At 70.4% G+C, this 24,556-nt stretch carries 24 protein-coding genes; 13 read left to right on the forward strand and 11 right to left on the reverse strand.

All coding sequences use genetic code 11. The features are described 5' to 3' along the window. Positions 1 to 8: 8 nt before the first annotated feature. The 3 genes from ABD708_RS17660 (at position 9) to ABD708_RS17670 (ending at position 3,338) form a co-directional block, all read left to right on the forward strand. Positions 9 to 1,310 carry a M50 family metallopeptidase gene (locus ABD708_RS17660; RefSeq protein WP_344756946.1) on the forward strand — a complete coding sequence of 434 codons (1,302 nt, stop codon included), beginning with the start codon at positions 9 to 11 and terminating at the stop codon, positions 1,308 to 1,310. Between the two features lie 153 nt (positions 1,311 to 1,463). Next, positions 1,464 to 2,618, forward strand: a complete 1,155-nt coding sequence (gene ispG / locus ABD708_RS17665; protein WP_344756948.1) for a flavodoxin-dependent (E)-4-hydroxy-3-methylbut-2-enyl-diphosphate synthase — start codon at positions 1,464 to 1,466, stop codon at positions 2,616 to 2,618. Between the two features lie 177 nt (positions 2,619 to 2,795). Then, positions 2,796 to 3,338: an RNA polymerase sigma factor gene (locus ABD708_RS17670; RefSeq protein ID WP_344756950.1), complete on the forward strand. Its 543-nt coding sequence runs from the start codon at positions 2,796 to 2,798 to the stop codon at positions 3,336 to 3,338. 71 nt (positions 3,339 to 3,409) lie between these two features. Here the strand turns inward: ABD708_RS17670 and ABD708_RS17675 are convergent, their stop codons facing one another. Beyond that, positions 3,410 to 4,834, reverse strand: coding sequence for an RNB domain-containing ribonuclease (locus ABD708_RS17675; RefSeq protein WP_344756952.1), 1,425 nt, complete (start codon positions 4,832 to 4,834; stop codon positions 3,410 to 3,412). Positions 4,835 to 4,852: 18 nt separating this feature from the next. Beyond that, positions 4,853 to 4,987: a hypothetical protein gene (locus ABD708_RS17680; RefSeq protein ID WP_344756954.1), complete on the reverse strand. Its 135-nt coding sequence runs from the start codon at positions 4,985 to 4,987 to the stop codon at positions 4,853 to 4,855. 126 nt (positions 4,988 to 5,113) lie between these two features. Here ABD708_RS17680 and ABD708_RS17685 point away from each other — a divergent pair, with 126 nt between their 5' ends. From ABD708_RS17685 to ABD708_RS17695, 3 genes are all read left to right on the forward strand, one after another. Next, positions 5,114 to 6,880 carry a proline--tRNA ligase gene (locus ABD708_RS17685; protein WP_344756956.1) on the forward strand — a complete coding sequence of 589 codons (1,767 nt, stop codon included), beginning with the start codon at positions 5,114 to 5,116 and terminating at the stop codon, positions 6,878 to 6,880. A gap of 28 nt (positions 6,881 to 6,908) precedes the next feature. Next, positions 6,909 to 7,931, forward strand: coding sequence for an LLM class flavin-dependent oxidoreductase (locus ABD708_RS17690; protein WP_344756958.1), 1,023 nt, complete (start codon positions 6,909 to 6,911; stop codon positions 7,929 to 7,931). A 74-nt stretch (positions 7,932 to 8,005) separates the two neighbouring features. Next, positions 8,006 to 8,599 (forward strand): transglutaminase-like domain-containing protein, encoded by a 594-nt coding sequence (locus tag ABD708_RS17695; RefSeq protein ID WP_344756960.1) that lies wholly within the window; start codon positions 8,006 to 8,008, stop codon positions 8,597 to 8,599. Between the two features lie 12 nt (positions 8,600 to 8,611). Here ABD708_RS17695 and ABD708_RS17700 read toward each other — a convergent pair whose 3' ends face one another. Further along, complete coding sequence (locus ABD708_RS17700) at positions 8,612 to 9,211, reverse strand: TetR/AcrR family transcriptional regulator (protein WP_344756962.1); 600 nt, start codon at positions 9,209 to 9,211, stop codon at positions 8,612 to 8,614. A 58-nt stretch (positions 9,212 to 9,269) separates the two neighbouring features. Here ABD708_RS17700 and ABD708_RS17705 point away from each other — a divergent pair, with 58 nt between their 5' ends. Further along, entirely contained in the window at positions 9,270 to 10,229 is a 960-nt protein-coding gene (locus ABD708_RS17705) for an SDR family NAD(P)-dependent oxidoreductase (RefSeq protein WP_344756964.1), read from the forward strand. On the opposite strand, the gene ABD708_RS17710 is transcribed toward ABD708_RS17705, so the two are convergent. Further along, positions 10,226 to 10,789 carry a gamma carbonic anhydrase family protein gene (locus ABD708_RS17710; protein WP_344756966.1) on the reverse strand — a complete coding sequence of 188 codons (564 nt, stop codon included), beginning with the start codon at positions 10,787 to 10,789 and terminating at the stop codon, positions 10,226 to 10,228. The two genes, ABD708_RS17705 and ABD708_RS17710, sit on opposite strands and share 4 nt — an antisense overlap. A 217-nt stretch (positions 10,790 to 11,006) precedes the next feature. Here ABD708_RS17710 and ABD708_RS17715 point away from each other — a divergent pair, with 217 nt between their 5' ends. The 5 genes from ABD708_RS17715 (at position 11,007) to rbfA (ending at position 16,843) form a co-directional block, all read left to right on the forward strand. After that, positions 11,007 to 11,963, forward strand: coding sequence for an endonuclease domain-containing protein (locus ABD708_RS17715; RefSeq protein WP_344756968.1), 957 nt, complete (start codon positions 11,007 to 11,009; stop codon positions 11,961 to 11,963). A gap of 233 nt (positions 11,964 to 12,196) precedes the next feature. Continuing rightward, positions 12,197 to 13,237, forward strand: coding sequence for a transcription termination factor NusA (gene nusA, locus ABD708_RS17720; RefSeq protein WP_344756970.1), 1,041 nt, complete (start codon positions 12,197 to 12,199; stop codon positions 13,235 to 13,237). A 55-nt stretch (positions 13,238 to 13,292) separates the two neighbouring features. Beyond that, on the forward strand, positions 13,293 to 13,550 hold the full coding sequence (locus ABD708_RS17725) for a YlxR family protein (protein ID WP_344756972.1): 258 nt from the start codon (positions 13,293 to 13,295) through the stop codon (positions 13,548 to 13,550). 87 nt (positions 13,551 to 13,637) lie between these two features. Then, positions 13,638 to 16,397 (forward strand): translation initiation factor IF-2, encoded by a 2,760-nt coding sequence (gene infB, locus ABD708_RS17730; protein WP_425553324.1) that lies wholly within the window; start codon positions 13,638 to 13,640, stop codon positions 16,395 to 16,397. Then, positions 16,397 to 16,843, forward strand: coding sequence for a 30S ribosome-binding factor RbfA (rbfA, locus tag ABD708_RS17735; protein WP_344756976.1), 447 nt, complete (start codon positions 16,397 to 16,399; stop codon positions 16,841 to 16,843). Before infB ends, rbfA begins: the two co-directional genes overlap by 1 nt. A 123-nt stretch (positions 16,844 to 16,966) precedes the next feature. On the opposite strand, the gene ABD708_RS17740 is transcribed toward rbfA, so the two are convergent. The 7 genes from ABD708_RS17740 to ABD708_RS17770 all read right to left on the reverse strand — a co-directional run bounded on the left by ABD708_RS17740 (position 16,967) and on the right by ABD708_RS17770 (position 23,933). Next, complete coding sequence (locus ABD708_RS17740; protein WP_344756978.1) at positions 16,967 to 17,983, reverse strand: iron-siderophore ABC transporter substrate-binding protein; 1,017 nt, start codon at positions 17,981 to 17,983, stop codon at positions 16,967 to 16,969. Beyond that, the gene (locus tag ABD708_RS17745) at positions 17,980 to 18,819 is read right to left on the reverse strand and encodes an ABC transporter ATP-binding protein (RefSeq protein ID WP_344756980.1); all 840 of its coding nucleotides are present in this window, start codon (positions 18,817 to 18,819) and stop codon (positions 17,980 to 17,982) included. The genes ABD708_RS17740 and ABD708_RS17745 overlap by 4 nt, the downstream gene beginning before the upstream one ends. Further along, on the reverse strand, positions 18,816 to 19,865 hold the full coding sequence (locus tag ABD708_RS17750; protein WP_344757184.1) for a FecCD family ABC transporter permease: 1,050 nt from the start codon (positions 19,863 to 19,865) through the stop codon (positions 18,816 to 18,818). Before ABD708_RS17750 ends, ABD708_RS17745 begins: the two co-directional genes overlap by 4 nt. A 2-nt stretch (positions 19,866 to 19,867) precedes the next feature. After that, positions 19,868 to 20,872, reverse strand: a complete 1,005-nt coding sequence (locus ABD708_RS17755; RefSeq protein ID WP_344756982.1) for a FecCD family ABC transporter permease — start codon at positions 20,870 to 20,872, stop codon at positions 19,868 to 19,870. 1 nt (position 20,873) lies between these two features. Next, the gene (locus ABD708_RS17760) at positions 20,874 to 21,893 is read right to left on the reverse strand and encodes a siderophore-interacting protein (protein ID WP_344756984.1); all 1,020 of its coding nucleotides are present in this window, start codon (positions 21,891 to 21,893) and stop codon (positions 20,874 to 20,876) included. Between the two features lie 69 nt (positions 21,894 to 21,962). After that, positions 21,963 to 22,916: a J domain-containing protein gene (locus ABD708_RS17765; protein ID WP_344756986.1), complete on the reverse strand. Its 954-nt coding sequence runs from the start codon at positions 22,914 to 22,916 to the stop codon at positions 21,963 to 21,965. 135 nt (positions 22,917 to 23,051) lie between these two features. Further along, positions 23,052 to 23,933 carry an HhH-GPD family protein gene (locus ABD708_RS17770; RefSeq protein ID WP_344756987.1) on the reverse strand — a complete coding sequence of 294 codons (882 nt, stop codon included), beginning with the start codon at positions 23,931 to 23,933 and terminating at the stop codon, positions 23,052 to 23,054. Positions 23,934 to 23,980: 47 nt separating this feature from the next. On the opposite strand from ABD708_RS17770, the gene ABD708_RS17775 reads away from it, so the two are divergent. Next, the gene (locus ABD708_RS17775; RefSeq protein ID WP_344756988.1) at positions 23,981 to 24,550 is read left to right on the forward strand and encodes a nucleoside/nucleotide kinase family protein; all 570 of its coding nucleotides are present in this window, start codon (positions 23,981 to 23,983) and stop codon (positions 24,548 to 24,550) included. Positions 24,551 to 24,556 lie beyond the last annotated feature (6 nt).

Genomic DNA, 24,556 nt, shown 5'->3' on the forward strand with positions numbered 1-24,556 from the left:
TTCGACGCGTGGAATCCGCCCTCCTGTTCCTCTTCGGCATCGTCGTCATCGTCGTCGGCATCGGCGTCTCGATCGGTCTGCACGAGCTGGGGCACCTGACGGCCGCGAAGATCTTCGGCGTCAAGGTGACGCAGTACATGATCGGATTCGGCAACACGCTGTGGAGCCGCAAGAAGGGCGATACCGAGTACGGCGTGAAGTCGTTGCCGATCGGCGGCTACATCGCGATGATCGGCATGTTCCCGCCCGGGCCCGACGGGAAGCAACCCCGGCGCGGCCGCCTCGCGCAGTTCATCGACAGCGCGCGGCAGTCGAGCGCCGAGACGGTTCCCGCGGGGGAGGAGCACCGCGCGTTCTACGCGGCGGCCCCCTGGAAGCGGATCATCATCATGTTCGCCGGCCCGTTCATGAACCTCGTCATCGCCGTCGTCGTGATCGGCGTGATCCTGGTGGGTGTCGGCATCCCGTCGAGCGTTCCGGTGGTGGACTCGGTGTCGCAGTGCCTGAAGCCGGCGAGCAGCACCTCGACGACCTGCACCGGGGACGACCCCGTCGCCCCAGCCGCCCTCGCCGGAATGCAGCCGGGCGACCGCATCGTCAGCATCGACGGGCACCGCGTCGGGAACGACTTCCAGAAGGCATCCGATCTCATCGGAGCGTCGGCCGGCAAGCAGATCTCGGTCGTCGTCGCGCGTGACGGGCGGGACGTGACGCTGTCGATGACGCCCGTGGAGTCCAGCAAGACGGTCTACGACGCCCAGGGCAAGCAGAAGACGATCCAGGCCGGGGTGGTGGGCTTCGCCTTCGCGCAGGCCAATGTGCGGCAGCCGCTCAGCGCGGTGCCGGGCGCCGTCGGTCAGCAGCTCTCGGCGACAACGGGCGTGTTCCTCAACCTGCCGAACCGCATGGTGCAGGTCTGGAACGCGGCCTTCGGCTCGCAGGCGCGCGATGCCAATGGGCCGGTCGGGCTGATCGGCGTCGGGCGTCTCGCCGGCGACGTCGCGAGCAACACCGCGACGCCGTTCGCCGACCGCCTCGAGTGGCTGCTCTCGATCATCGCGGCGCTCAACATCTCGCTGTTCGTGTTCAACATGGTGCCGCTGCTGCCGCTCGACGGCGGGCACATCGTCGGTGCGCTGTGGGAGCAGGGCAAGCGCTGGTACTTCGCGATCTTCCGCCGCGGCCGCACACCCAAGCACGTCGACATGGCCCGTCTGCTGCCGCTCACCTTCGGCGTGGTGACGGTGCTCATCGCGATGGAGCTGCTGCTCGCCTACGCCGACCTGGTGAAGCCCATTTCGGCAGGCTGACGCACCCCGCCGCCTGCCCGGGGCGGGCACGCGCAGGTCGCGCTACACCTACGGAACAGCGCGGCCGCTGCGGCTGGCGCGCGTATCCGCAGCTGTAGCGCGACCAGGGTAGACACCCAGCGTTCATGCACACGGCTACCTAGACTGGCAACCGTGGCAGCAATCAATCTGGGCATGCCGTCGGCGCCCGAAGTCCTCGCTCCTCGTCGCAAGTCCCGCCAGATCAAGGTGGGCAAGGTGCTGGTCGGCGGTGACGCCCCTGTCAGCGTCCAGTCGATGACCACGACGCCGACGACGAACATCAACGCCACGCTGCAGCAGATCGCCGAGCTCACCGCCTCGGGCTGCGACATCGTGCGGGTGGCCGTGCCGAGTCGCGACGACGCAGAGGCGCTGCCGATCATCGCGAAGAAGAGCCAGATCCCGGTCATCGCCGACATCCACTTCCAGCCCAACTACGTCTACGCCGCGATCGACGCCGGCTGCGCGGCCGTGCGCGTGAACCCGGGCAACATCCGCAAGTTCGACGACCAGGTCGGCGAGATCGCCCGCCGCGCGAAGGCCGCGGGCGTCTCGCTGCGCATCGGCGTGAACGCGGGCTCGCTCGAGCCGAGTCTGCTGCAGAAGTACGGCAAGCCGACGGCCGAGGCGCTCGTCGAGTCTGCCGTGTGGGAGGCCTCGCTCTTCGAAGAGCACGACTTCCACGACTTCAAGATCTCGGTCAAGCACAACGACCCGGTCGTGATGGTGAAGGCCTACCGCCTGCTGGCCGAGCGCGGCGACTGGCCGCTGCACCTCGGCGTCACCGAGGCAGGCCCGGCGTTCCAGGGCACCATCAAGAGCGCGACCGCGTTCGGCATCCTGCTCTCCGAGGGCATCGGCGACACGATCCGCGTCTCGCTCTCGGCCCCACCGGTGGAAGAGGTCAAGGTCGGCCTGCAGATCCTGCGGTCGCTCAACCTGCGCGAGCGCAAGCTCGAGATCGTCTCGTGCCCGTCCTGCGGCCGCGCCCAGGTCGACGTCTACTCGCTCGCCGAGAATGTCACCGAGGGGCTCAAACACGTCACCGTTCCGCTGCGCGTCGCCGTGATGGGCTGCGTCGTGAACGGCCCGGGCGAGGCCCGCGAAGCCGACCTCGGCGTCGCCTCCGGCAACGGCAAGGGCCAGATCTTCGTCAAGGGCGAGGTCATCAAGACCGTGCCCGAGTCCGAGATCGTCGAGACGCTCATCGCCGAGGCGCAGCGCATCGCCGACGAGCAGGGTGCCGACGCCCCGGTCGGCGAGCCCTCGGTGACAGTCGGGCACTGACCCCGGCGGCGCGCGGCGCTTTGACTCGGTTGCGCTGCTCCGATCCGGCGTGCGCGCCTCGGACCCGAACAGCGCACGGCGGATCGCAGCAGCGCACGCACACGTACCTGACGGATGCCGCGAGCTCCGGCATCCTGGGTCCGTGAACTCGAATCGCCGGAACGTGCAATACCTCACGTGAGCACAGACGGCGAGATCATCAGCGCATCGCTGACGACCCCCGAGAGATTCGGGGAGCTGTACGACCGGCACGCCCGCACCGTGCACCGCTATACGGCGCGGCGCACGAGCGGGCAGATCACCGCCGACGTCATGGCCGAGACGTTCCTGGTCGCGTTCGAGAAGCGCGGCAGCTTCGACAGCGCGCAGACGGATGCCCGGCCCTGGCTGCTCGGCATCGCCACGCTGCTGCTGCGGAAGCACGCGCGCCTCGAGGCCAGGGCGTGGAAGGGGCTCGTCGCGGCAGATGCGGCGAGCATCCTCGTCACCGATCCTGTCGCCGATCACGGGGAGCGGCTCGACGCCGCCGCCGCGATCCGGCGTCTGGCCGGCGCGGTCCGCCGACGGCGGCTTCGATTCGACGGGATGCACCGGCGGCGGCCCGACGGGGGGACTGCTATGCCCCAGCAAGTGAGTCCCGCGGCCGTGGCGCTGCCTGACACCGTCGCGGTGGACCTCACGCCCTACGTCGAGGCGCTGCTGCAGGCATCCGCTCGCTGACATCGGTCGTTGCGTCGCCGTTATCAGGCCCAATCCTCGATTCTTGGGCCTGAACGCGGCGACGCAACGCGTCACGCCGGCGTAAAAACCAGCGCACCCGTCGCGATGCTCGTCGAGACCAGGCGCACGCGCACCACATCGCCCGGATTACCGGCGATGGAGTCGACGGATGCCTCGACCGCGGGCTCCGCGAGCTGAATCCGCGTCTTCGTGTGGTTCTGCGCGAGCACGACGGCGTCGAACTCCTCGCCCACGCGGCCCGAGAGCACCGCGGCTTCGACGCGGTCGATGGCGCCGGAATCGAGCCGCGCCGACAGCGAGGTGGTCACGTTCATGATGTGCGGCAGCTCCGGCAGCGAGGCGCGCACCCACTCGGGCACGGGATTCCCAGCCGTGAGCGCCTCGCAGATGACGAGCCCCCAGCGGTCCACGAGGCGGCGCAGCGGCGCGGTCACGTGCGCGTAGGGTGCGGCGAGCGCCGCCTGGACGGGCTGAGCGGGCGGCGCGCCGTCGAAGGCTTCGTAGCCGGCGCCGCGGAACAGCGAGGCCGCCGCCTGCAAGACCGCGAGCGCATGCGGCTGCGCGCGGTCGAGGCCGCGCAGGTACGCGCCGTACTCGACCCCGGGCACCCACGGCAGCCCGAGCAGCTCGGTGCGCGCGCGGAACGCGGCGATCGCCGCGTCGTCGGCGGGCGGCATGGTGCGCAGGATCCCGACGCCGCCGTCGAGCATGATCCTCGCCGCCGCCATGCCGGTCAGCAGCGAGAGCTGCGCGTTCCAGTCCTCGATCGGCAGCGGCACCCGGCGCTCGACGCCGTAGCCCTGCGGGGTCAGCACTACCTCTTGGTCGGGAGTGTTGAGGGATGCCCCGCCGCGCGCCGCCTCTTGCGCGATGAGCGCCTTCCCGATCGCGGGCAGCGGTGCGAGCTCCGGGGGAGCGTTGCCGTCGTCGAGCGCCCGCTGCGCCTCGTCGTAGCTCCACTGGCGGCGCGACATCACGATCGCGCGGGTCAGCGAGGTCGCCGTCACCGTGCCATCGGGTGCCAGCGAGAACCGCCACACGAACGCGCGCCGCCGCTGCCCCGGCAGCAGCGAGCCCGCACCCTCCGAGATGACGGGCGGGTGCAGCGGAATCCGCCCGTCCGGCGCGTAGAGCGTCTGCCCGCGCCGCCGCGTCTCGGCGTCGAGCGCGCCGGCCGGGGTCACGAAGAACGGCACATCGGCGATCGCGTAGTGCACCTCGAAACCGGCATCCGTCGCTCTCACGTGCATCGCCTGGTCGAGGTCCGTCGACCCGGCCGGGTCGATCGTCAGGAATGCGAGTTCGGTGAGATCGGGCAGAGAACCGAGCGGGGCATCGGATGCCTGCCGCGCCTCTTCCTCCGCCGCGGCGGGGTACTCGCCCGGAACCCCGAGCTGCACGCGCAGTGCCGCGAGCGACTTGGCGAGCTCACTCTGCGCCGCGGATGCCGAGAGCCGAGAACTGCGCCGCGCCATGGCTCGAGGTTACCGGCGTCAGTCCTCGCGCTGCGTTGGAGAAACCAGGTACGCACGAACCGCCCGACTGAATGCCTCTTCGACGCTGCATCCATCGATCTCCGCAGCGCGGGCGAGCGCTCTGAATTCTTCTTCGCTGAGTGTGAATTCCATGCTTCTGACGCTAGGCCGGGCCGGCTTTGCGGTGTCAAGCGAACGTGTGCGGATTTTGCACGAGTTGGCGCAGTGCCGACTTCGCCGCTGGCAAGCCCACAAAACAGTTTGTGGAAAACTTGAGACGTGCCCACTCGTCTTTCCAACTACTTCCTGCGCACCCTGCGCGAAGACCCCGCCGACGCCGATGTCGTGAGCCACAAGCTGCTCGTGCGCGCCGGGTACATCCGCCGCACGGCGGCCGGCGTCTTCTCGTGGCTGCCGCTGGGCCTCAGGGTCAAGGCGAAGATCGAGAAGATCATCCGCGAGGAGATGGCGGCGGCGGGCGCGCACGAGGTGCACTTCCCGGCGCTCGTGCCCCGCGAGCCCTACGAGGCGACCAACCGGTGGACCGAGTACGGCGACCTGATCTTCCGTCTCAAGGACCGCAAGGGCGCCGACTACCTGCTCGCGCCCACGCACGAGGAGATGTTCACGCTGCTCGTGAAGGATCTCTACTCGAGCTACAAGGACCTGCCGCTCACGATCTTCCAGATCCAGGACAAGTACCGTGACGAGGCGCGACCCCGCGCGGGCCTGCTGCGCGGCCGCGAGTTCACGATGAAGGACGCGTACTCCTTCGATTACACGGATGCCGGGCTCGACGCCTCCTACCTCGCGCAGCGCGACGCCTATGAGCGCATCTTCCAGCGCCTCGGCCTGAGCTATGTGATCGTGCAGGCGGATGCCGGCGCGATGGGCGGCTCGCGCAGCGAGGAGTTCCTGCACCCGACCCCCGTCGGCGAGGACACCTTCGTGCAGTCGGCGGGCGGCTACGCCGCCAACGTCGAGGCGTTCACGACGACCGCCCCGCAGGCGCGTTCGTACGAGAAGCTCACGCCGCAGCAGGTCGTCGACACCCCGAACACCCCCACCATCGAGTCGCTCGTCGCCATCGCGAACGAGAACCACCCGCGTCCTGACGGCCGCGCCTGGACCGCCGCCGACACCCTCAAGAACGTGGTGCTGGCGCTCACGCACCTCGACGGCTCGCGCGAGCTCGTCGTCGTCGGCATCCCCGGCAACCGCGAGCTCGACCTCAAGCGTGCCGAGGTCGCCTTCCAGCCTGCAGAGGTCGAACCGGCGACGGAGGCCGACTTCGCCAAGAACCCCGGTCTGGTGAAGGGCTACATCGGGCCCTGGTCTGAGGAGGGCCCGGTGCTGGGCGAGCACTCGTCCACAGGCATCCGTTATTTCGTCGATCCGCGCGTCGTCGACGGTTCCGGCTGGGTCACCGGGGCCAACATCGAGGGCAAGCACGTGCTCGGCCTGGTCGCCGGCCGCGACTTCGCCAACGACGGGGTCATCGAGGCCGCCCAGGTGCTGCCCGGCGACGAGGCGCCCGACGGGTCTGGCCCCGTCACGATCGAACGCGGCATGGAGATCGGCCACGTCTTCCAGCTCGGCCGCAAGTACGCCGAGGTGCTCGGCCTCAAGGTGCTCGACGAGAACGGCAAGCTCGTCACGGTGACGATGGGGTCGTACGGCATCGGAGTCACGCGCATCCTCGCGATCATCGCGGAGGAGAACAATGACGAGAAGGGCCTGATCTGGCCGGAATCCGTCGCCCCGTTCGACGTGCACGTGGTCGCGACGGGCAAGGACGACGCGGTTTACGGCATCGCCGAGGACGTCATCGCGCAGCTCGAAGCGGCCGGTCTCGACGTGCTCTACGACGACCGTCCCAAGGTCTCGCCCGGCGTCAAGTTCGGCGACGCCGAGCTGATCGGCGTGCCGCGTGTGCTCGTCGTCGGCCGCGGTGCCGCCGACGGGCAAGTCGAGCTGTGGAACCGCGCGACGGGCGAGCGTGAGACGGTCGCGATCGCCGACGCGGTCGCGCAGCTCACGGCATGAGCGCTCGTCTGCGCAGATTGAGGCAACCGTGAAGAACATCGGATTCCTGAGCTTCGGCCACTGGACCCCCTCGCCGCACTCGCAGACCCGCTCGGCATCCGATGCCCTGCTGCAGTCGATCGAGCTTGCGGTGGCCGCGGAAGAGCTGGGCGCCGACGGCGCCTACTTCCGGGTGCACCACTTCGCGAGGCAGCTCGCCTCGCCGTTCCCGCTGCTCGCGGCGGCCGGCGCGCGCACCTCGAAGATCGAGCTCGGCACCGCGGTGATCGATCTGCGGTACGAGAATCCTCTTTATATGGCAGAGGATGCAGGCGCGGCCGACTTGATCGCCGGCGGCCGCTTGCAGCTCGGCGTCTCGCGGGGGTCACCCGAGCAGGTCGTCGACGGATTCCGCTACTTCGGCTATGACCCGGGCGATGACGACCCGACCGGGGCCGACATGGCGCGCCGCCGCGTCGAGGTGTTCCTCAAGGTGATCGAGGGCGAGGGCTTCGCGCAGCCGAGCCCGCGGCCCATGTTCCCGAATCCGCCCGGCGCGCTGCCCCTCGAGCCGTTCTCGGAAGGCCTGCGCGACCGCATCTGGTGGGGCGCCGGGTCGAACGCGACGGCGAAGTGGGCGGCAGAGCTCGGCATGAACCTGCAGAGCTCGACGCTCAAGGACGACGAGGACGGCCGCCCCTTCCACCAGCAGCAGGCCGAGCAGATCCGGCTCTACCGCGAGGCGTGGAAGGAGCAGGGCTGGGGGCGCGAGCCGCGCGTCTCGGTCAGTCGCAGCATCTTCGCTCTGATGAACGACATGGACCGCGCCTACTTCGGCCAGGGCCGTGACGAGCACGATCAGATCGGCATGATCGACGAGACCCGCTCCATCTTCGGCCGCAGCTACGCGGCGGAGCCCGACAAGCTCGTCGAGCAGCTCGCCGAGGACGAGGCGATCGCCGCCGCCGACACCCTGCTGCTCACGGTGCCGAACCAGCTCGGCGTCGAGTACAACGCCCACGTCATCGAGTCGATCCTGACGCACGTCGCCCCGGGCCTCGGCTGGCGATAGACCGCTCGGTGAGGAGCACGCAAAACGCGCGTCTCGAAGCGAGCCGCTCATGCGACCGCTGGAGAATGGGTTGCATGCAGCTCATCGCCTCCGCGCCCATCGATTATCTCGGTTCAGACGATGTGATCCAGAGCGCGAGCCCGCAGGTCGTGAACCTCGCGCGGCAGCTGCGGGTTGAGGGTGCCTCCGACGCTGAATTCGCGAGAGTCGCTTACGAGTGGGTGCGCGACGAGGTCGCCCATTCCTGGGACGCCCAGGACTCTCGCGTGACGTTGTCGGCCGAGGAGGTCCTCGACCAACGCGTCGGGCTCTGCTTCGCGAAGTCGCACCTCTTCGCCGCGCTGCTTCGTTCGCAAGGCATCCCGGCGGGCCTGTGCTATCAGAGGCTCGGCAACGAAGAGGACGGACATGTCCTTCACGGACTCGTCGCCATCTACCTCGACGACGGCTGGCATCGGCTCGACGTGCGCGGGAACAACGACCGCGTGAACGCCCAGTTCAGCCTGAGTGAGGAGCGGCTCGCCTGGCCCGTCGACCCCGAGCGCGGTGAGCGCGACTATCCGGTCGTCCATACGACGGTCGCGACTGTGGTGCGTGCCGCGCTGGCGGAATCGGATGATGCCATCACACTCTGTCTGACAGGGTTGCCCGACGCGCTGCCCGAGTGACCGTCGGCGGCTTCAGCTGCTGCGCAACCCGGCCAGGAGTAGCCGGATGAGACGCTCGAGTTGCCCCGGGTCACGCGTCGCAAGGGTGATGCCGTGTACGGCGGTGAGCACATCGAGCGGCTCCAGATCCTGACGGACGCCGTCGCCGGCGGCGGCGCTGATCAAGCGCCGCACGGCGTCGTTGGTGAGAGCACGCAGATCGAGGAACGGATTCTGGCCGTCGGCCATAACCGTGCGGAAGATCTCTGACATCCCTTCCTTCGCGCCCAAGAACTCGGCGAACTCCTCGAGCCAGGCGAGCAGCGCGTCGAGCGGGTCGTGCGCGGCCAGGAGCTCATCGGCGCGGGCGGCGATTCGGGTGATCTCCTGGCGATGGACGGCGATGTAGAGCGCCTCACGGTTCGGGAAGCGTCGGTAGAGGGTGCCGATGCCCACCCCCGCCTCAGCGGCGATCGCCTTGAGCGAGGCGTTGGCGCCCTCCCGCTCGAAGGCCGTCGCTGCAACCTCCAGCAGGCGATCGCGGTTCGCTTGCGCATCGGCGCGAAGGTGCTCTGGCATGAGTCTGGACTCCTGGCATTTGAAAACGGAGCCGACTCCGCTTACCATGATCATAACCGGAGCCGACTCCGATTACCTTATCGCTTCAGGCTGGACAGGAGAGCAAGCGACCATGAGCGATCTCATCACCACACCGTTCGGGGCAGAATCCACCGCCGAGGAGGTGATCGCCGGCGTCGATCTCGCCGGCAAGCGCGCGATCGTCACCGGTGCATCCTCTGGCATCGGAACGGAGACGGCCCGCGCCCTGGCCAAGGCAGGGGCCGAGGTGACGCTCGCCGTCCGCAACCCGGAGGCCGGAGCCGAGGTCGCAGCCGAGATCGCCCGGGACACCGGGAATCAGGCGGTCCACGTGGGCGAGCTCGAGCTTTCCGACCGCCGCTCTGTGCGTGGCTTCGTCGCCGCGTGGGAGGGCCCGCTCCACATCCTCGTCAACAATGCCGGGGTGATGGCGACCCCCGAGAGACGCACGGCAGAGGGGTGGGAGCTCCAGTTCGCCACCAACCATCTCGGCCACTTCGGGCTGACGACGGGGCTGCACGATGCGCTCGCCGCGGCGGGCGGCGCGCGCGTGGTCGACGTGAGCTCGGTCGGCCACCTCACGGGAGGCATCCTGTGGGGCGATCCGAACTTCCTCAACCACCCCTACGACCCCTGGGCCGCATACAGCCAGTCGAAGACGGCCAACGTGCTCATGGCCGTCGAGATTGCCGCGCGCTGGGCGACCGACGGGATCATGGCGAACGCCCTCAACCCGGGCCGCATCACCAGCACGGGCCTGATCAAGAGCACCGCGCCCACGGCGATGGCCGTCGGCCCGAGGGGCGCCGACGAGCCGGGCGTCTCGCCCAAGAATGTTGCGCAGGGTGCAGCGACCTCCGTGCTGCTCGCCGCCTCTCCACTCGTCGAGGGCGTGACCGGCCGATACTTCGAGGACTGCCAGGAAGCGGGGCCCGTCGTTCCCGGCATCCGTCGCGGCGTCGCGCCCCATGCGATCGACAAGACGGATGCCGCACGGCTGTGGGCCCTCTCCGAGGAGCTGCTCGCGACCCCCCTTCCGGAAGGGCGCTAGACCGACCGATCGTCAGAGTGCCGGCCGAGGCGCGCCCCATAGCGCTCGGTGAGCTGCACCATCAGGTCGGGGGTGTCTCGGTCGAGGCCGAACACGTACTCCGGGAAGTCCAGCTCGCGCTGCCGCGCCTCGAGCTCGTCGTGCTGCTCGGCCGGTGCGATAAGCGGCGGCGAGCCGACCGCCACCCAGCCGATGGGCACGGTCGTGCCGGGTGCCAGCTCGGTGCGCAGGTGCACGATCGCGTCGATGCGCACCTCGCTGCCGCGTCCGACAACGGCGCCGTTGAACACGCGGCTTCCCGTCGCGAGGAACACCTCTGGTTCGACCGTTGCGCCGGATACATAGGCGTGCGGCCCCACGAGGCAGTGATCGCCGATCGTCACCGCGTTGCCCGAGACCCCGCGGATGACGGCGTTCTCCATCACGATCGTGTACGCGCCGATGCGCACCGGCCCGCCCTCAGAGGTGATGACCGCCCCGTGCAGCACCTGCACGCCTTCCTCGAGCGCGACGTCGCCGCTGACCACGGCACTGGGCGCCACGACGGCGGTGTCATGCACCCGAGGCGCGGCCCCTTGATGTTCGTACAGCATGCCTCACGCTAGCGCGCCCTCGTTCAGCGGTGCGAAATGCACGTCGATCTTCGCGTGAGCGTGCATTTCGCACCCGCGCATCTCGGCGCGACGTTCTCCACAGGCGCGCAGGAAGGGTGAAGCAGTGCACAGTGCATAAAGCGGGCGCGCATGCAAGGCGTGAGGAGCGCAGGATGCTTCGCGCATGGCTGTTCGAAAACCCATCGACTCGCGGCACCACGGGCAATCACTCTCGACATCGGCAGCGCGCGATGCGGGCCTGACTCGGGCGCAGCTCCGCCAGCCGGGTGTCGATCATCCCTACCACGGAGTGAACCTCATCGAGCGCACGTCGGACCCGATGCGAGCGCACCTCACGGTCACCCAGCGCGCGTGCACGGACTACGGCGCACGGATGCTTCCCGGTCAGTTCTTCGCTGGCGCGACCGCTGCGCTCCTCTGGCGGGCGCCCCTGCCGGCGGGCTTCGACGAGCGACCTCTGACCATCGGCGTCTTCTCGCCCAGGACACCCCCGCGCGCACGCGGCGTACGCGGAATATGCGTGGACGAGGGGCGCGTGCGGATACAGACCGCCTTCGGGCTTGCGATCGTCTCGCCCGGCGACGCGTGGTGTCAGCTGGCCGGCGAGCTCTCCCGGGAGGAGCTCGTCGCCGTCGGCGACTATCTGCTCTCGGGCGACGCACGGGATGGAGGGTACCGCAGGCCGCTCGCGACGCTGAACGAGCTGGAGGACGCCGTTCGGCGACACTCGCGTGCGCGCGGCATCGGCAAGCTGCGGTGGGCGCTCGTGCGCGTGCGGGCCGGTGTCGACTCGCGACCCGAATCGCTGCTGCGTCTGCTTCTCGTCGCGGCTGGCCTGCCGGAGCCGCTGGTCAATGATCCGACGCCGGTCGCCGACGGAATCGTGCTTCGGCCCGATCTGAAGCTGCCGCGATGGCGCGTCGCCTTCGAGTACGAAGGAGAGGATCACTGGCGAGACCGCAAGCAATGGGCTCGCGACCAGCAGCGGCGTGAGCTGATGGAGGAGGCGGGGTGGAAAGTGATCCGCGTCTTCGCGCAGGACCTCTTCGTAGCCCCAGAGGCATTCCTCGCGCGCGTCCGCACCATCCTGGCCACGCGCGCCATGCGCGCCGCGGCCTGACCCGTCGGGCGGTGCGAAATGCACCTTAGATCGCGGATCGACGTGCATTTCGCACCGCTAGTCAGGGATGACCTCTGGAGCAGGGCACGCAGGGCCGCGACGCAAGGTTGACGACGGATGCCTGGTTCCGGGCATCCTGCTCGTCTAGAGTGGTTGTTTAGCCTGCGCGCGAGCGCGGGCACTTGCGTGCGCTGAACTGAATACCGGAAAGTCAATACAGAGGAGGCCGGCACATGGACATCGACCTCAGCGTCCTGCGTTTGATGGAGCGCGAGAAGGAGATCCCCTTCGACGAGCTCGTCCACATCATCGAGCAGGCGATCCTGACCGCCTACCTGAAGCACACAGGCCAGACGGATCACCACCACGGCGCCCCGGGCGCCGCATCGCACACGCCCGACGCACACGCAGAGGCCGCGACGAAGCAGCCGGCGGCGCGGGTGCACCTCGACCGCAAGACCGGTCACGTCACCGTCTATGTGCCCGAGTACGACGACGAGGGCAACGTCATCGGCGAGGCCGAGGACAGCCCGAGCGACTTCGGCCGCATCGCCGCCTTCGCAGCGAAGCAGGTCATCAACCAGCGCCTGCGCGACATCCAGGACGAGTCGGTGCTCGGCGAGTTCAAGGGCCGCGAGGGCGACATCGTGGCCGGCATCATCCAGCAGGGGCCCAACCCGCGCATGGTGCACGTCGATCTCGGCTCGATCGAGGCGATCCTGCCGCCCGAAGAGCAAGTGCCCGGCGAGGAATACACCCACGGCTCCCGCATCCGCGTCTACGTGACGTCCGTCGCGAAGGGGCTCAAGGGCCCGCAGATCACCGTGAGCCGCACCCACCCGGCGCTCGTGCGCAAGCTGTTCGCGCTCGAGGTGCCCGAGATCGCCGGCGGACTCGTCGAGATCGTCTCGCTCGCCCGCGAGGCCGGTCACCGCACGAAGATCGCCGTGCGCGCGGTCGAGCCCGGCATCAATGCGAAGGGTGCGTGCATCGGCGAGATGGGCTCGCGCGTGCGCGCTGTCACGGCCGAGCTCAACAACGAGAAGATCGACATCGTCGACTACTCGCCGGACCTGGCAGCGTTCGTGGCATCCGCCCTCAGTCCTGCCAAGGTCACGAAGGCGTACGTCGTCGACGAGAACCTCAAGGCCGTGCGCGCCCTCGTGCCCGACTACCAGCTGTCGCTGGCCATCGGCAAGGAGGGCCAGAACGCGCGCCTGGCCGCCAAGCTGACCGGTGCCAAGATCGATATCCAGCCCGACAGCGCACAGTAGGGCGGATGCCTCGGAATACGCCCCTCGGCAATTCCCGTTAAGAGTGGGGTCTAGAATGGAACCCGTCAGAACGTGCATCGGGTGCCGTTCTCGCGCTCCGAGATCCTCACTTCTGAGGGTCGTCGCCCAAGGTTCCGTCATCGTGGTGGACGAGTCCGCTGTGCTGCCGGGTCGGGGTGCGTGGCTCCACCCGAGCTCGGAATGCATGAAGAAGGCGCTCCAGCGCAAGGCCTTCGGGCGAGCGCTGCGGGTGTCAGGCGAGATCGACACGGTATCGATCGCGCACCAGCTAGAGAACAGGCTGAACGGCTAATGGATAACTAATGAGCGGCTCGAAATGAGACCCGTCCACCACTAGCGCCTGCCCTGAACCGAGGGCGGGCCTCGGAACAGGAGAAATGTGGCTGCCAAACCACGCGTGAGTGAGATCGCCAAGGACCTCGGAATCGAGAGCAAGGCTGCGGTCGAAATCCTCAACGGCGAGCTCAAGGAGTTCGTCAAGACCCCCTCATCGACTATCGAGCCCCCTGCCGTGCGCAAGCTGCGGGCTTATGTGAATGACCACCCCGAGCTGGTCTCGGGCGACGCCGGCGCGAAGGCGCCCGCGGCCGCCGCGAAGCCCGGCCCGGCCAAGCCGGCCGCACCGCGCCCGGCTCCTGCGCCCGCCCCTTCCGCCAAGGCCGAGGCCGCGCCTCAGGCCGAGGCGGCGCCCGCGCCTTCCGCCGCGCCCGCTGCGAAGCCCGCAGCCGAGCAGACGGATGCCTCGCGTGGCGGCTCCGCGCCCGCCCCTGGGGCGGCCAAGCCCGCCGCGCCGCGGCCGCAGGGCACCCCGCGCCCGGGTAACAACCCCTTCGCGTCGTCGCAGGGCATGGGCCAGCGCCCCGCCGGTACGCCGCGCCCGGGTAACAACCCCTTCGCCTCCTCGCAGGGCATGGGCCAGCGCCCGTCGCCCGGCAACATCCCGCGCCCACAGGCGCCGCGTCCCGGCGCTCCGCGCCCGGGTGCCCCGCGCCCCGGTCAGGGCTTCCAGCGCCAGGGCGCAGGTCAGGGTCGCCCCGGCGGAGCGGGTCGTCCCGGCGGTCCCGGTCGCCCGGGTGGCGCCGGTGGCTTCCAGCGCCCCGGTGGCGGCGCGGGCGGCTTCCAGCGGCCCGGCGGCGGTGCGCCCGGCGGCGGCTTCGGCGGCCCGCGCCCCGGTGGCGGCGGTCGCGGCCGCGGCCCCGGCGGCGGCACTGCGGGTGCCTTCGGCCGCGGCGGCGGCAAGAGCCGCGCCCGCAAGTCGAAGCGGACGAAGCGCCAAGAGTTCGAGATGCGGGAGGCGCCGTCGCTCGGCGGCGTGAGCGTTCCCCGCGGCGACGGCTCGACGGTCATCCGCCTGCGCCGTGGCTCGTCGATCTCCGACTTCGCCGACAAGATCGACGCGAGCCCGGGCAACCTGGTCACCGTCCTCTTCCACCTCGGTGAGATGGCGACGGCGACCGAGTCGCTCGACGAGGCCACCTTCGAGGTCCTCGGCGCCGAGCTGGGCTACAAGATCCAGATCGTCTCGCCCGAGGACGAGGACAAGGAGCTCCTCGAGGGCTTCGACATCGACCTCGACCAGGAACTCGAGGAGGAATCCGATGAGGATCTCCTGCCCCGGCCCCCGGTGGTCACCGTCGTCGGCCACGTCGACCACGGTAAGACGCGCCTTCTCGACGCGATCCGCCAGACCAACGTCATCGCAGGCGAGGCCGGCGGCATCACGCAGCACATCGGTGCGTATCAGGTGTGGACGGAGCACGACGGCGTCGAGCGCGCCATCACCTTCATCGACACCCCCGGTCACGAGGCGTTCACCGCCATGCGTGCCCGTGGTGCGCAGGTCTCCGACATCGCGATCCTGGTGGTCGCGGCCGACGACGGCATCATGCCGCAGACGGTCGAGGCGCTGAACCACATGCAGGCGGCCGACGTGCCGATCGTGGTCGCGGTGAACAAGATCGACAAGCCCGACGCCAACCCGGCCAAGGTGCGCCAGCAGCTCACCGAGTTCGGCCTCGTGGCTGAGGAGTACGGCGGCGACACGATGTTCGTCGACGTCTCGGCGCGCGAGAACATCGGCCTGACCGATCTGCTGGACGCGGTGCTGCTCACCGCCGACGCGGGTCTCGACCTGCGCGCGAACCCTGACAAGGACGCGCGCGGTGTCGCGATCGAGGCGAAGCTCGACAAGGGCCGCGGCGCTGTGGCGACCGTGCTCATCCAGTCGGGAACGCTGCACGTCGGTGACTCGATCGTGGCGGGAACGGCCTACGGCCGCGTCCGCGCGATGCTCGACGAGAACGGCGAGAACGTGGCGGAGGCTCTGCCGAGCCGCCCCGTCCAGGTGCAGGGCCTGTCGTCGGTGCCGCGCGCCGGTGACGTCTTCATCGTGACCGAGGACGACCGCACGGCTCGCCAGATCGCCGAGAAACGCGAGGCCGCCGAGCGCAACGCCCAGCTGGCCAAGGCCCGCAAGCGCATCAGCCTCGAGGACTTCACCCGCGCTCTCGAAGAGGGCAAGGTCGAGTCGCTCAACCTCATCATCAAGGGTGATGTCTCGGGTGCCGTCGAGGCGCTCGAGGAGTCGCTGCTCAAGATCGAGGTCGACGACAGCGTCCAGCTGCGCATCCTGCACCGCGGTGTCGGCGCGATCACCGAGTCCGATGTGGACCTCGCGACGATCGACAACGCGATCATCGTCGGCTTCAACGTCCGCCCGGACGTCAAGGCTCGCGAGCGCGCAGCCCGCGAGGGTGTCGACATCCGCTTCTACTCGGTCATCTACAACGCGATCGACGACATCGAGCAGTCCCTCAAGGGCATGCTCAAGCCGGAGTTCGAAGAGGTGCAGTCGGGTCTCGCGGAGATCCGCGAGGTGTTCCGCTCGTCCAAGTGGGGCAACATCGCGGGTGTCTACGTCCGCAGCGGAACGATCACGCGCAACGCCAAGGCGCGCGTCATCCGCGACGGGGTGGTGCTGGCCGACGGCCTCGCCATCGAGTCGCTGCGCCGCTTCAAGGACGACGTCACCGAGGTGCGCACGGACTTCGAGGCCGGTATCGGCCTCGGCAAGTTCAACGACATCCAGGTCGGCGACGAGATCGAGACCATCGAGATGCGCGAGAAGCCGAGGGCGTAATGGCCGATCCGGAACGCGCACGCAAACTCGCCGACCGCATCAAGGTCGTCATCGCGAAGCGCCTCGAGAAGGGGCTGCGCGACCCGCGCCTCGGCTTCGTGACCATCACGGACGTCCGGGTGACGGGCGACCTCCAGCACGCGAGCGTCTTCTACACGGTGTACGGCACCGAGCAGGAGCGCGCGGACTCGGCCAAGGCCCTCAAGGCCGCGACCGGCATGCTGCGCACCGAGGTGGGTCGCAACATCAGCGTGCGGCTCACCCCGACGCTCGAGTTCATCGCCGACGCGATCCCCGAGAACGCCGCCCACATCGACGAGCTGCTGCGCTCGGCCGCCGCCCGCGATTCCGAGGTGGCTGCGCTCGCGCAGACCGCGCAGTATGCGGGTGACGAGGACCCGTACGTCAAGCCGCGCGAGTACGACGACGAAGAGATCGAGGAGTGAGTGAACGGATGCCTGAGGCATCCGTTCACCCGCACTGATCATCGGAAGGCCCCGGAGAGCGATCCTCTCCGGGGCCTTCCTTTTTCTGCCCGGCGTCCAGAACCGCCGGGAGCCTGCGAACGGCTACTCGGCCGCCTTCGCCGCCTTCGAGAGGGCCGCGAGGTAGTCCTTCAGACCCCACGACAGCGACAGCGCCGTGGGCGGCGAGACCGCTGAGATGAACTCGGGCCCGGTCAGCTGGGCGACGGCTCCGGCTTTCACCTGGCTCATTCCCGAGCCGTAGCTGGAGGTGAGGAACGCCTGCTGCTCGGCATCCGTGTCCCCGTACGAGACCAGCACATCGCTCGTCAGCTGATCGACCTTCTCCGTGCTGAGCGTGTAGACGAATGTCGAGTCGCCGTTCGCGAGCTTGTCGACGCTGGGCGCCGAGGTGAAGCCGAGGTCCAGCGCGAACTGCACGCGGGAATCCTCCTTCTTGTAGACGCTGAAGTCCGAGGGGCTTGCCCACACCTCGGCGATCGTCTTGCCTTTGAACTCGGGGTGTGCTGCGGCGGCATCCGTGATCTGCTTGTCGATGCCGGCCTGCACTTCCGCCGCCTTCGCGGGCTCGTGCAGGGCCTTCCCGGTGATCGAGATGATGTCCTTCCAGGGTGTCGCCCACGGCTCCTTGGGGTAGGCGACCGTCGGCGCGATCGCCTTGAGCAGCTGGTCCTGCTTCTCGGTGAGGCCGGAGTACGGCGCGAGGATCAGATCGGGCTTGGCCGCGGCGATCGCCTCGTAGGGCGGGTCGTCCGGGGTGTTCGGCAGCACCGTCGGCATGTCGAGGTCGTTCTTCTCGACGTAGTCCTTGATCCAGGGCAGCACACCGTTCTTGTCGCCAGCATATGCCTGGAACGGCATGGCGACAGGGTCGACGCCGATCGCGAGCGCGGCCTCGGTCGCCCCCCAGCCGAGCGTGACGACGCGCTTCGGCTTCGTCTCGATGACGGTGTTGCCGAAGGCGTCGTGGATCGTGACGGCGGATGCCGTGTTCGTGCTCTTCGGCGCGGCGGAGTCGCCGGTCGAGGAGCAGCCGGCGAGGCCGAGCGCGGCGACGACGGCGACGGCGGCGCCGAGGAGCGCCTTGCGTCGTGCGGTCATGAGAGTTCCCTTCTTGGGGTCTGTCGGGTCGTGCGTGCGGTGGGGATGACGAGCGGGGAGCCGGTCTCGGGGTCGGCGATGACCCGGGCGGCGAGGCCGAACGCGGTGGCGAGCACGGGCTCGGTGATGACGTCGGCGGGGGCGCCAGAGGCGAGCACGCGGCCGTCGGCGACGACGACGAGCTGATCGGCGTAGCGGGCGGCCATGTTGAGGTCGTGCAGCACCATGACGACCGTCGTGCCGAGCTGCGCGTTGAGCTCGGCGAGCAGGTCGAGCACCTCGAGCTGGTGGGCGATGTCGAGGAAGGTGGTCGGCTCGTCGAGCAGCAGCACGTCGGGGTTCTGCGCGAGCGCGAGGGCGATCCAGACGCGCTGGCGCTGTCCGCCCGAGAGCTCGCCGACCCGCCGCGCGGCGAGTTCGAGGGTGTCGGTGAGGCGCAGTGCCTCGGCGACGACGGCCTCGTCGTCGGCGCCGCGGCCGCCGAACACACCCTGGTGCGGGTGGCGCCCGCGCATCACGAGCTCGGTGACGGTGACACCCTCTGGGGCGATCGGCTCCTGCGGCAGGATGCCGAGCATGCGCGCCAGGCGGCGGCCGGGGATGCCGTGCACGTCCTCGCCGTCGAGGGTGACGCTCCCCGCCCGCGGCGCGAGCAGCCGGGCGAGCCCGCGCAGCACGGTCGACTTGCCGCTGCCGTTCGCGCCGATGATCGCGGTGATGCGACCCGGTGCGAGCTCGAGATCGAGCTCAGGGACGATGACCCGGCCGTCGTAGGCGAGCTGCAGGCCGTGCGCCGCGAGCGTGCGCGGGGTCGCGGGGTGGAGCGCGTCACTCATGCGCCGACACCGTCCTTCCGGGTGAGCAGCCACAGCAGATACGGCGCGCCGATCACGCCGGTGACGAGGCCGACGGGCGCCTGGAAGTCGCCGAGGCGCGCGGCCACGAAGTCGGCGGCCGTGACCAGCGCGGCACCCGTGAGGGCGGATGCCACGGGTTGCAGCCCGCCGGCGCCGACCAGCCGGCGCGCGATCGGCGCGGCGACAAAGGCGACGAAGGCGACGGGGCCTGCGACCGCGGTCGCGACGGATGCCAGCGCGACGCCGACCGCAGCGGCCAGCACGGTCGCGCCGACCGGGCGCACGCCGAGCCCGTGCGCGGCGTCGGCGCCCAGCGCGAGCACCCGCAGGGGAACGGCGAGCCAGAGGGCGAGCGGCACGAGCACGACGAGGGCGGCGGCGAGCAGCCCGGTCTCCGACCAGCTCGGGTCGCTGACGCTGCCCACCGTCCAGGCGAGCGCCTGCTGCGCGGCGCGCGCGTCGGTGCGCGTGATGAGGTACGAGAGGCCGCCGCTCGCGAGGAACGCCACGGCGATGCCGATCAGCACGAAGCGCTGCCCGGTGAAGCCCTCGCGCCACGACAGCAGGCCGATCACGGCCGCGACAGCGGTGCCGCCGCCGAGCGCCGCGAGCGGAACCCCGACTCCCGTGGCATGGAACACGAGCATTGCCGTCACGGCGCCGACGCTCGCGCCGCCGGAGACACCGAGGATGTCAGGGCTGGCCAGCGGGTTGCGCAGCGTGGTCTGGAACAGCGCGCCTGCGAGGCCGAGGGCGATGCCGACGAGGGCACCCGTCGTCCAGCGGGGCAGCCGCAGCGTGAGCACGGCGAGGTTCTCGATCGGCGTGCCGTGACCCGTCAGCACCGCGGGCAGGCGCGCAGCCGAGACCGGGATCGTGCCGAGGCTGAGGCTCAGCACCGCCACCAGCGCGAACAGCACGGCGAGCCCCGTGATCGCGAGGGTGCGCCTGCGACGGCCCAGCGAGAGGGCGGCGCGCACGGCGTCGAGGGGTGCGGCTGCGGCATCCGTCGCCCCGATCTGCATCGTCACGCCGTCATCACCGCCCGCCGTCTGCGCACCAGCGCGATCATGACGGGCGCGCCGATCAGTGCGATGACCACGCCCGCCTCGAGTTCGCCCGGCGGCGCGATGAAGCGGCCGATGAGGTCCGCAGCCACGAGCAGGCCGGCTCCGATCAGCGCGGCGAGTCCGATCAGCCAGCGGTGGTCGCTGCCCGCGATAGGGCGTGCCGCGTGGGTGGCGACGAGGCCGACGAACACGAGCGGGCCGGCGATCGCGGTCGCGCTGCCCGCGAGCAGCACGACCGCTACGGCGCAGATCGCGCGGGCGAGGGGAACGTTGAGCCCGAGTCCGCGGGCGGCGTCGTCGCCGAGGGCGAGCACGTCGAGCATCCGGCCGCCGACGAGGGCGAGCGCGGCGCCGACGACCACGAACGGGGCGATGACGCCGACGTCGGGCAGCGACCGGCCGGCGACCGAGCCGACCTGCCAGAAGCGGAACTGCTGGAACACGTCGAGGTGCGCGAGCAGCACCAGCGTCGTGATCGAGCTGAGCGTCGCCGTGAGCGCCGCGCCGGCGAGCGCGAGCTTGACGGGCGTCGCGCCGCCCGGGCCGAGCACACCGACGGCGTAGACGACCGCCGCCGCGACGGCGGCGCCGCCGAGCGCGAACCACACATAGCCCGATGCCGTTGTGATGCCGAAGGCGCCGATCGCCGTGACGACCGCGAGCGAGGCGCCGGCGTTCACGCCGAGCAGGCCGGGGTCGGCGAGCGGGTTGCGCGTGACGCCCTGCATCACGGCGCCGGCGAGACCGAGTGCCGCGCCGGCGACGAGCGCCACGACGGTGCGGGGCAGACGCAGCCCGACGACGATGCGCTCGGCCTGGCCGCCGCCCAGCGGATGGGCGAGCGCCTGAAGCAGCTGCGCCGGTGAGAGTGCCTGCGCGCCGAGCGCGAGGCTCAGCAGCGCGAGCAGGGCGAGCGCGGCGAAGCAGGCCACGAGGGTCGTGGCTGCGCGGGTGGGGGACATGTCAGGACAGCTCCGACCGGCCCTGGCGCCAGTAGCCCATGAACGCGACGCGGCTGCGGTCGGCGCCGAGCTCTTTGACGAGGAAGCGCCGCAGGGCGACGACGGTCTGGGTCTCGCCGGCGATCCACGCGTAGAAGCCGGCCTCGTCGGCGGCAGCAGGGGAATCCCACACGAGTCCGGAGTCGCCGTCGGATTCCGCGGGCGATGGCGACATCGCCTCCGTACTCGACGAGGCCGCGCCGTGTGCGTGGGGCATGCGGAGCACGGATGCCGGAGCGACGACATGCCGGTGCGCGAGCGCCCACGCGCGCACCTCGGCGATGAGCCGCTCGCCGCGGGCTCCGTCGTCGCGGGGCAGCCAGGTCACGACGTGGTCGGAGCAGGAGAGCGCGACGTCGAGCGCGTCGGCGGCCTCGGGGATCTCGAGGAAGGCCCGTGCGCGCACGTCGGGCTGGAGCGACTCGAGGATCGCGCACACCGCGGGCACCGCCGTCTCGTCGCCGACGAGCAGCAGCTCGTCGCGGCGGCCCGGCTGCCAGTCGAGGCCGACGCGCCAGCCGGTCGACGCGTCGTCGGGGCCGACGATCACGAGCTCGTCGCCCGAGCGGGCGCCCCGCACCCAGCGGCTGGCGGGGCCGCCGTCGCCGTGCACGGCGAAGTCGACGTCGAGCTCGCGCTCGTGCTGGCGGATCGCCCGGACCGTGTAGGTGCGGAACGGGTTGCGCACGTGATGGGGCGCGGCGCGCCACAGCTCGTACCAGCTGCCGTCGGCGATGGCGGCCGGCTCGCAGATGCCCAGGTGGTCGAACCCGCGGGGCGCATCGTCGCCCTCGAGGGGCAGCAGCAGCTTGATGCGCTGGTCGAGCCCGGCCCGGCCGAAGGTCGCGAGCTCGTCGCCCGTGAAGGTCACCCGCAGGAACGAGGGCGAGAGGCGTGCGACGGAGCGCACGCTCACCCGGAAGGGGCGGTAGGCGGGGCGGTCGTCGCGCACACGGTCGAGCTCAGTGGGTAAGGTAAGCATTACCTAAATAGCTAAGGCGAAAGCATCCGATTGCGCAAGTCGATTGCGGATTCCCCCAGCAACGAGTTGTCAGATGAAGCGCACCCCGCGCTGCAGGCGACTGCGCACCTCGAACAGGTCGAGGCCGACGGCCCGCGGCACCCCGGGCACTCCGGTGCGCAGCAGGTGCCCGAGCACCGAGCGCTGCACGGCGAGCAGCGCGATGCCGCGATGCCTGCCGATCTCGACTCCGGGGGCATCGAGGGCGTCGTCGGGCAGCACGATGATGGCTCCCGCGAACTTCACGCCGAGCGCCCGGCCCAGGTGTCGGGCGCGGTCGGCGAGATCGTGGGCCGGGCGCCCGTCCAGCTGGACGCCGGGCTCGGCGGGAACGAGCTCGCCGCGCTTGACGCCGACGGCGCCGCCGTAGTCCTCCGATTGCAGCGCGAACAGGCCCGTCGGGCCGAGCACGAGGTGGTCGATCTTGCCGCCGTCATGCGCGAACACGTCGTGCCAGACGGTGTAGCCGATGCCGAGGTCGGCCGTCGCGCGCGCCGTGGCCTCCTCGGCGAGGGCGTCGGCCAGCGTGTGTCGGATCTCGTAGGGCGCGGTGCGCACGAGCGCGGGGTCGTAGGGGTCTTCGAGCGCCGCGCCGCGCCCGGCCCACTCGCGCATCATCGCGAGATAGCGCTCACGGCGCCAGCCGCCCGGGTGCCCGTACGAGCGGGATCGCGGCCGGCTGTCACGGCGCGCGCCCTCGGTGCGCGAGGTCGCCCAGACATGCTCATCGCCGTCATCGCCGGCCGATCCGCCGCCTTCTGCGGTGAACGGCGAGCGGTTCCGGTTGAAGGCGGCGCGCGCCTCGGGAGTGCCGATGCGCTCCCACGCCTCCTGCACGGCGCGGAACTCCGCGGCCGATCCGCCGGTGTCGGGGTGCGTCTCGCGCAGCCGCTTCCGATAGGCGCGCTTCAACTCGTCGTCGCTCGCGCGGGGGTCGACGCCGAGCACCTCGTACGGTGAGGCAGACAGCGGCGACTCGGGCATCCCCTCAGACTACTTTCGCGGGCGATGCGGCAGCTTCGAGTCCCCCGAGCGGTTGCGCTGCTCGGATCCGCAGTGCGCGGTCCGGATCCGAGGCGCGCACTGCGGATCGCAGCAGCGCAACCCCGGGACGACCCGTCAGGGCAGGACGTAGCCCGCGCCCTCGCGCACGGCGAGGCCGTCGGCGAGCAAGCCCGCGAGAGCTCGGCCGAACTGCGCCTCGTCGGGCCAGAGGGCCGACAGCTCGGCATCCGTCACCGGCATATGCGCCGCGCGCAGCTCGCGCATGATGAGGCCACGCACGTGCCGATCACTGCCCTCGTACTTCTTCTGCACCGCGCGCCGCGGCCCGTCGTACGCCGGGTATCCGGCAAGGCGCCAGGAGCAGACGGATGCCAGCGGGCAGTCGCCGCACCGGGGAGCGCGCGCGGTGCACACGATCGCGCCGAGCTCCATGGCGCCGGCGTTGAAGACCCGCGCCTCGTCCTCATCGAGAGGCAGCACCGCCGACATCGCGGCCAAGTCTCGCGTCGCGGACGGCGGCCCCGGCTCCGCCTGCCCGCCGACGGCGCGCGCGAGCACCCGCCGCACGTTCGTGTCGACGACGGGAACCCGCACACCGTACGCGAAGGCAGCCACGGCGCGCGCCGTGTACGGCCCGATGCCCGGCAGCGCCAGCAGCTCGTCGACGTCTGCGGGCACGACCCCGCCGTGCTTCTCCGTGATCGCGACCGCGCAGGCGTGCAGCCAGAGCGCGCGACGCGGGTAGCCGAGCCGGTTCCAGGCGCGCACCGCCTCGCCGGGCGGCACCGAGGCGAGCGCGGCGGGGGTGGGCCAGCGCTCGAGCCACGCGTGCCACTGCGGCAGCACCCGCGCGACCGGCGTCTGCTGCAGCATGAATTCGGAGACCAGGATGCCCCATGCCGAGCACTGCGGCTCCCGCCATGGCAGCTCGCGGGCGTTGGCCCGGAACCAGGCGTTCACGGCGCGCGGCAGCGTCTCGGTGTCGGTTGCGGGCACGGTTTCGAGCCTACGGTCCGGCTCGCGAGTCGGCGTACGCTCGAGACATGCAGCTCGTGTCAACGCCCCGCGTCGAGTTCCTCCGCGGTCTGCGCGACGAGATCCTGTCCAACTACCCGCGCGGCCGCCGCGTCATCGGGGTCGACGGATTCCCCGGCGCCGGCGCGCGCGAGCTCGCCGACGACCTCGCCGCCGTGTTCGACGACGGGGGAGTGCCCGCCTTCCGCGCGTCCATGGGTGACTTCCTGAAGCCGCGCAGCGCCCGCGGCGCCGGCGAGCAGGCCTACGACGAGATCACGTTCCGCCGGGTCCTGCTCGACCCGTGGCGGCTCGCCGGCAGCACCGGCTTCCAGACCTCGGCGTTCGACGCATCGCGCGATGTCCCCGCTCTCTCGGAGTGGAAGACCGCTCCGGCGGATGCGGTGCTGATCGTCGACGGCGCCTACCTGCTCGGCTCGCTGAAGGGCATCTGGCATTTCCTCGTCTACGTCGACGCGCAGCAGGCGCAGCCCGACGACGACTACCTCGCGAGCACGACGCCGTTCTTCTCGGCATCCGCCGTCGTCGACACGAGCGCTCCGGAGACGCCGAAGCGCGTGCTCAGCGACTCCTGCTGATCGCAC

The organism is Gryllotalpicola koreensis (assembly GCF_039538185.1).
GTDB classification, from domain to species: domain Bacteria; phylum Actinomycetota; class Actinomycetes; order Actinomycetales; family Microbacteriaceae; genus Gryllotalpicola; species Gryllotalpicola koreensis.

Coding starts and splice junctions, on each gene's coding strand:
- ABD708_RS17675 (WP_344756952.1), bottom strand. CDS start 4,834: ATGGCGCGGCGCAGTTCTCGGCTCTCGGCATCCGCGGCGCAGAGTGAG.
- ABD708_RS17680 (WP_344756954.1), bottom strand. CDS start 4,987: ATGGAATTCACACTCAGCGAAGAAGAATTCAGAGCGCTCGCCCGCGCT.
- ABD708_RS17695 (WP_344756960.1), top strand. CDS start 8,006: ATGCAGCTCATCGCCTCCGCGCCCATCGATTATCTCGGTTCAGACGAT.
- ABD708_RS17700 (WP_344756962.1), bottom strand. CDS start 9,211: ATGATCATGGTAAGCGGAGTCGGCTCCGTTTTCAAATGCCAGGAGTCC.
- ABD708_RS17705 (WP_344756964.1), top strand. CDS start 9,270: ATGAGCGATCTCATCACCACACCGTTCGGGGCAGAATCCACCGCCGAG.
- ABD708_RS17715 (WP_344756968.1), top strand. CDS start 11,007: ATGGCTGTTCGAAAACCCATCGACTCGCGGCACCACGGGCAATCACTC.
- nusA (WP_344756970.1), top strand. CDS start 12,197: ATGGACATCGACCTCAGCGTCCTGCGTTTGATGGAGCGCGAGAAGGAG.
- ABD708_RS17725 (WP_344756972.1), top strand. CDS start 13,293: ATGGAACCCGTCAGAACGTGCATCGGGTGCCGTTCTCGCGCTCCGAGA.
- rbfA (WP_344756976.1), top strand. CDS start 16,397: ATGGCCGATCCGGAACGCGCACGCAAACTCGCCGACCGCATCAAGGTC.
- ABD708_RS17740 (WP_344756978.1), bottom strand. CDS start 17,983: ATGACCGCACGACGCAAGGCGCTCCTCGGCGCCGCCGTCGCCGTCGTC.
- ABD708_RS17745 (WP_344756980.1), bottom strand. CDS start 18,819: ATGAGTGACGCGCTCCACCCCGCGACCCCGCGCACGCTCGCGGCGCAC.
- ABD708_RS17750 (WP_344757184.1), bottom strand. CDS start 19,865: ATGCAGATCGGGGCGACGGATGCCGCAGCCGCACCCCTCGACGCCGTG.
- ABD708_RS17755 (WP_344756982.1), bottom strand. CDS start 20,872: ATGTCCCCCACCCGCGCAGCCACGACCCTCGTGGCCTGCTTCGCCGCG.
- ABD708_RS17760 (WP_344756984.1), bottom strand. CDS start 21,893: ATGCTTACCTTACCCACTGAGCTCGACCGTGTGCGCGACGACCGCCCC.
- ABD708_RS17765 (WP_344756986.1), bottom strand. CDS start 22,916: ATGCCCGAGTCGCCGCTGTCTGCCTCACCGTACGAGGTGCTCGGCGTC.
- ABD708_RS17775 (WP_344756988.1), top strand. CDS start 23,981: ATGCAGCTCGTGTCAACGCCCCGCGTCGAGTTCCTCCGCGGTCTGCGC.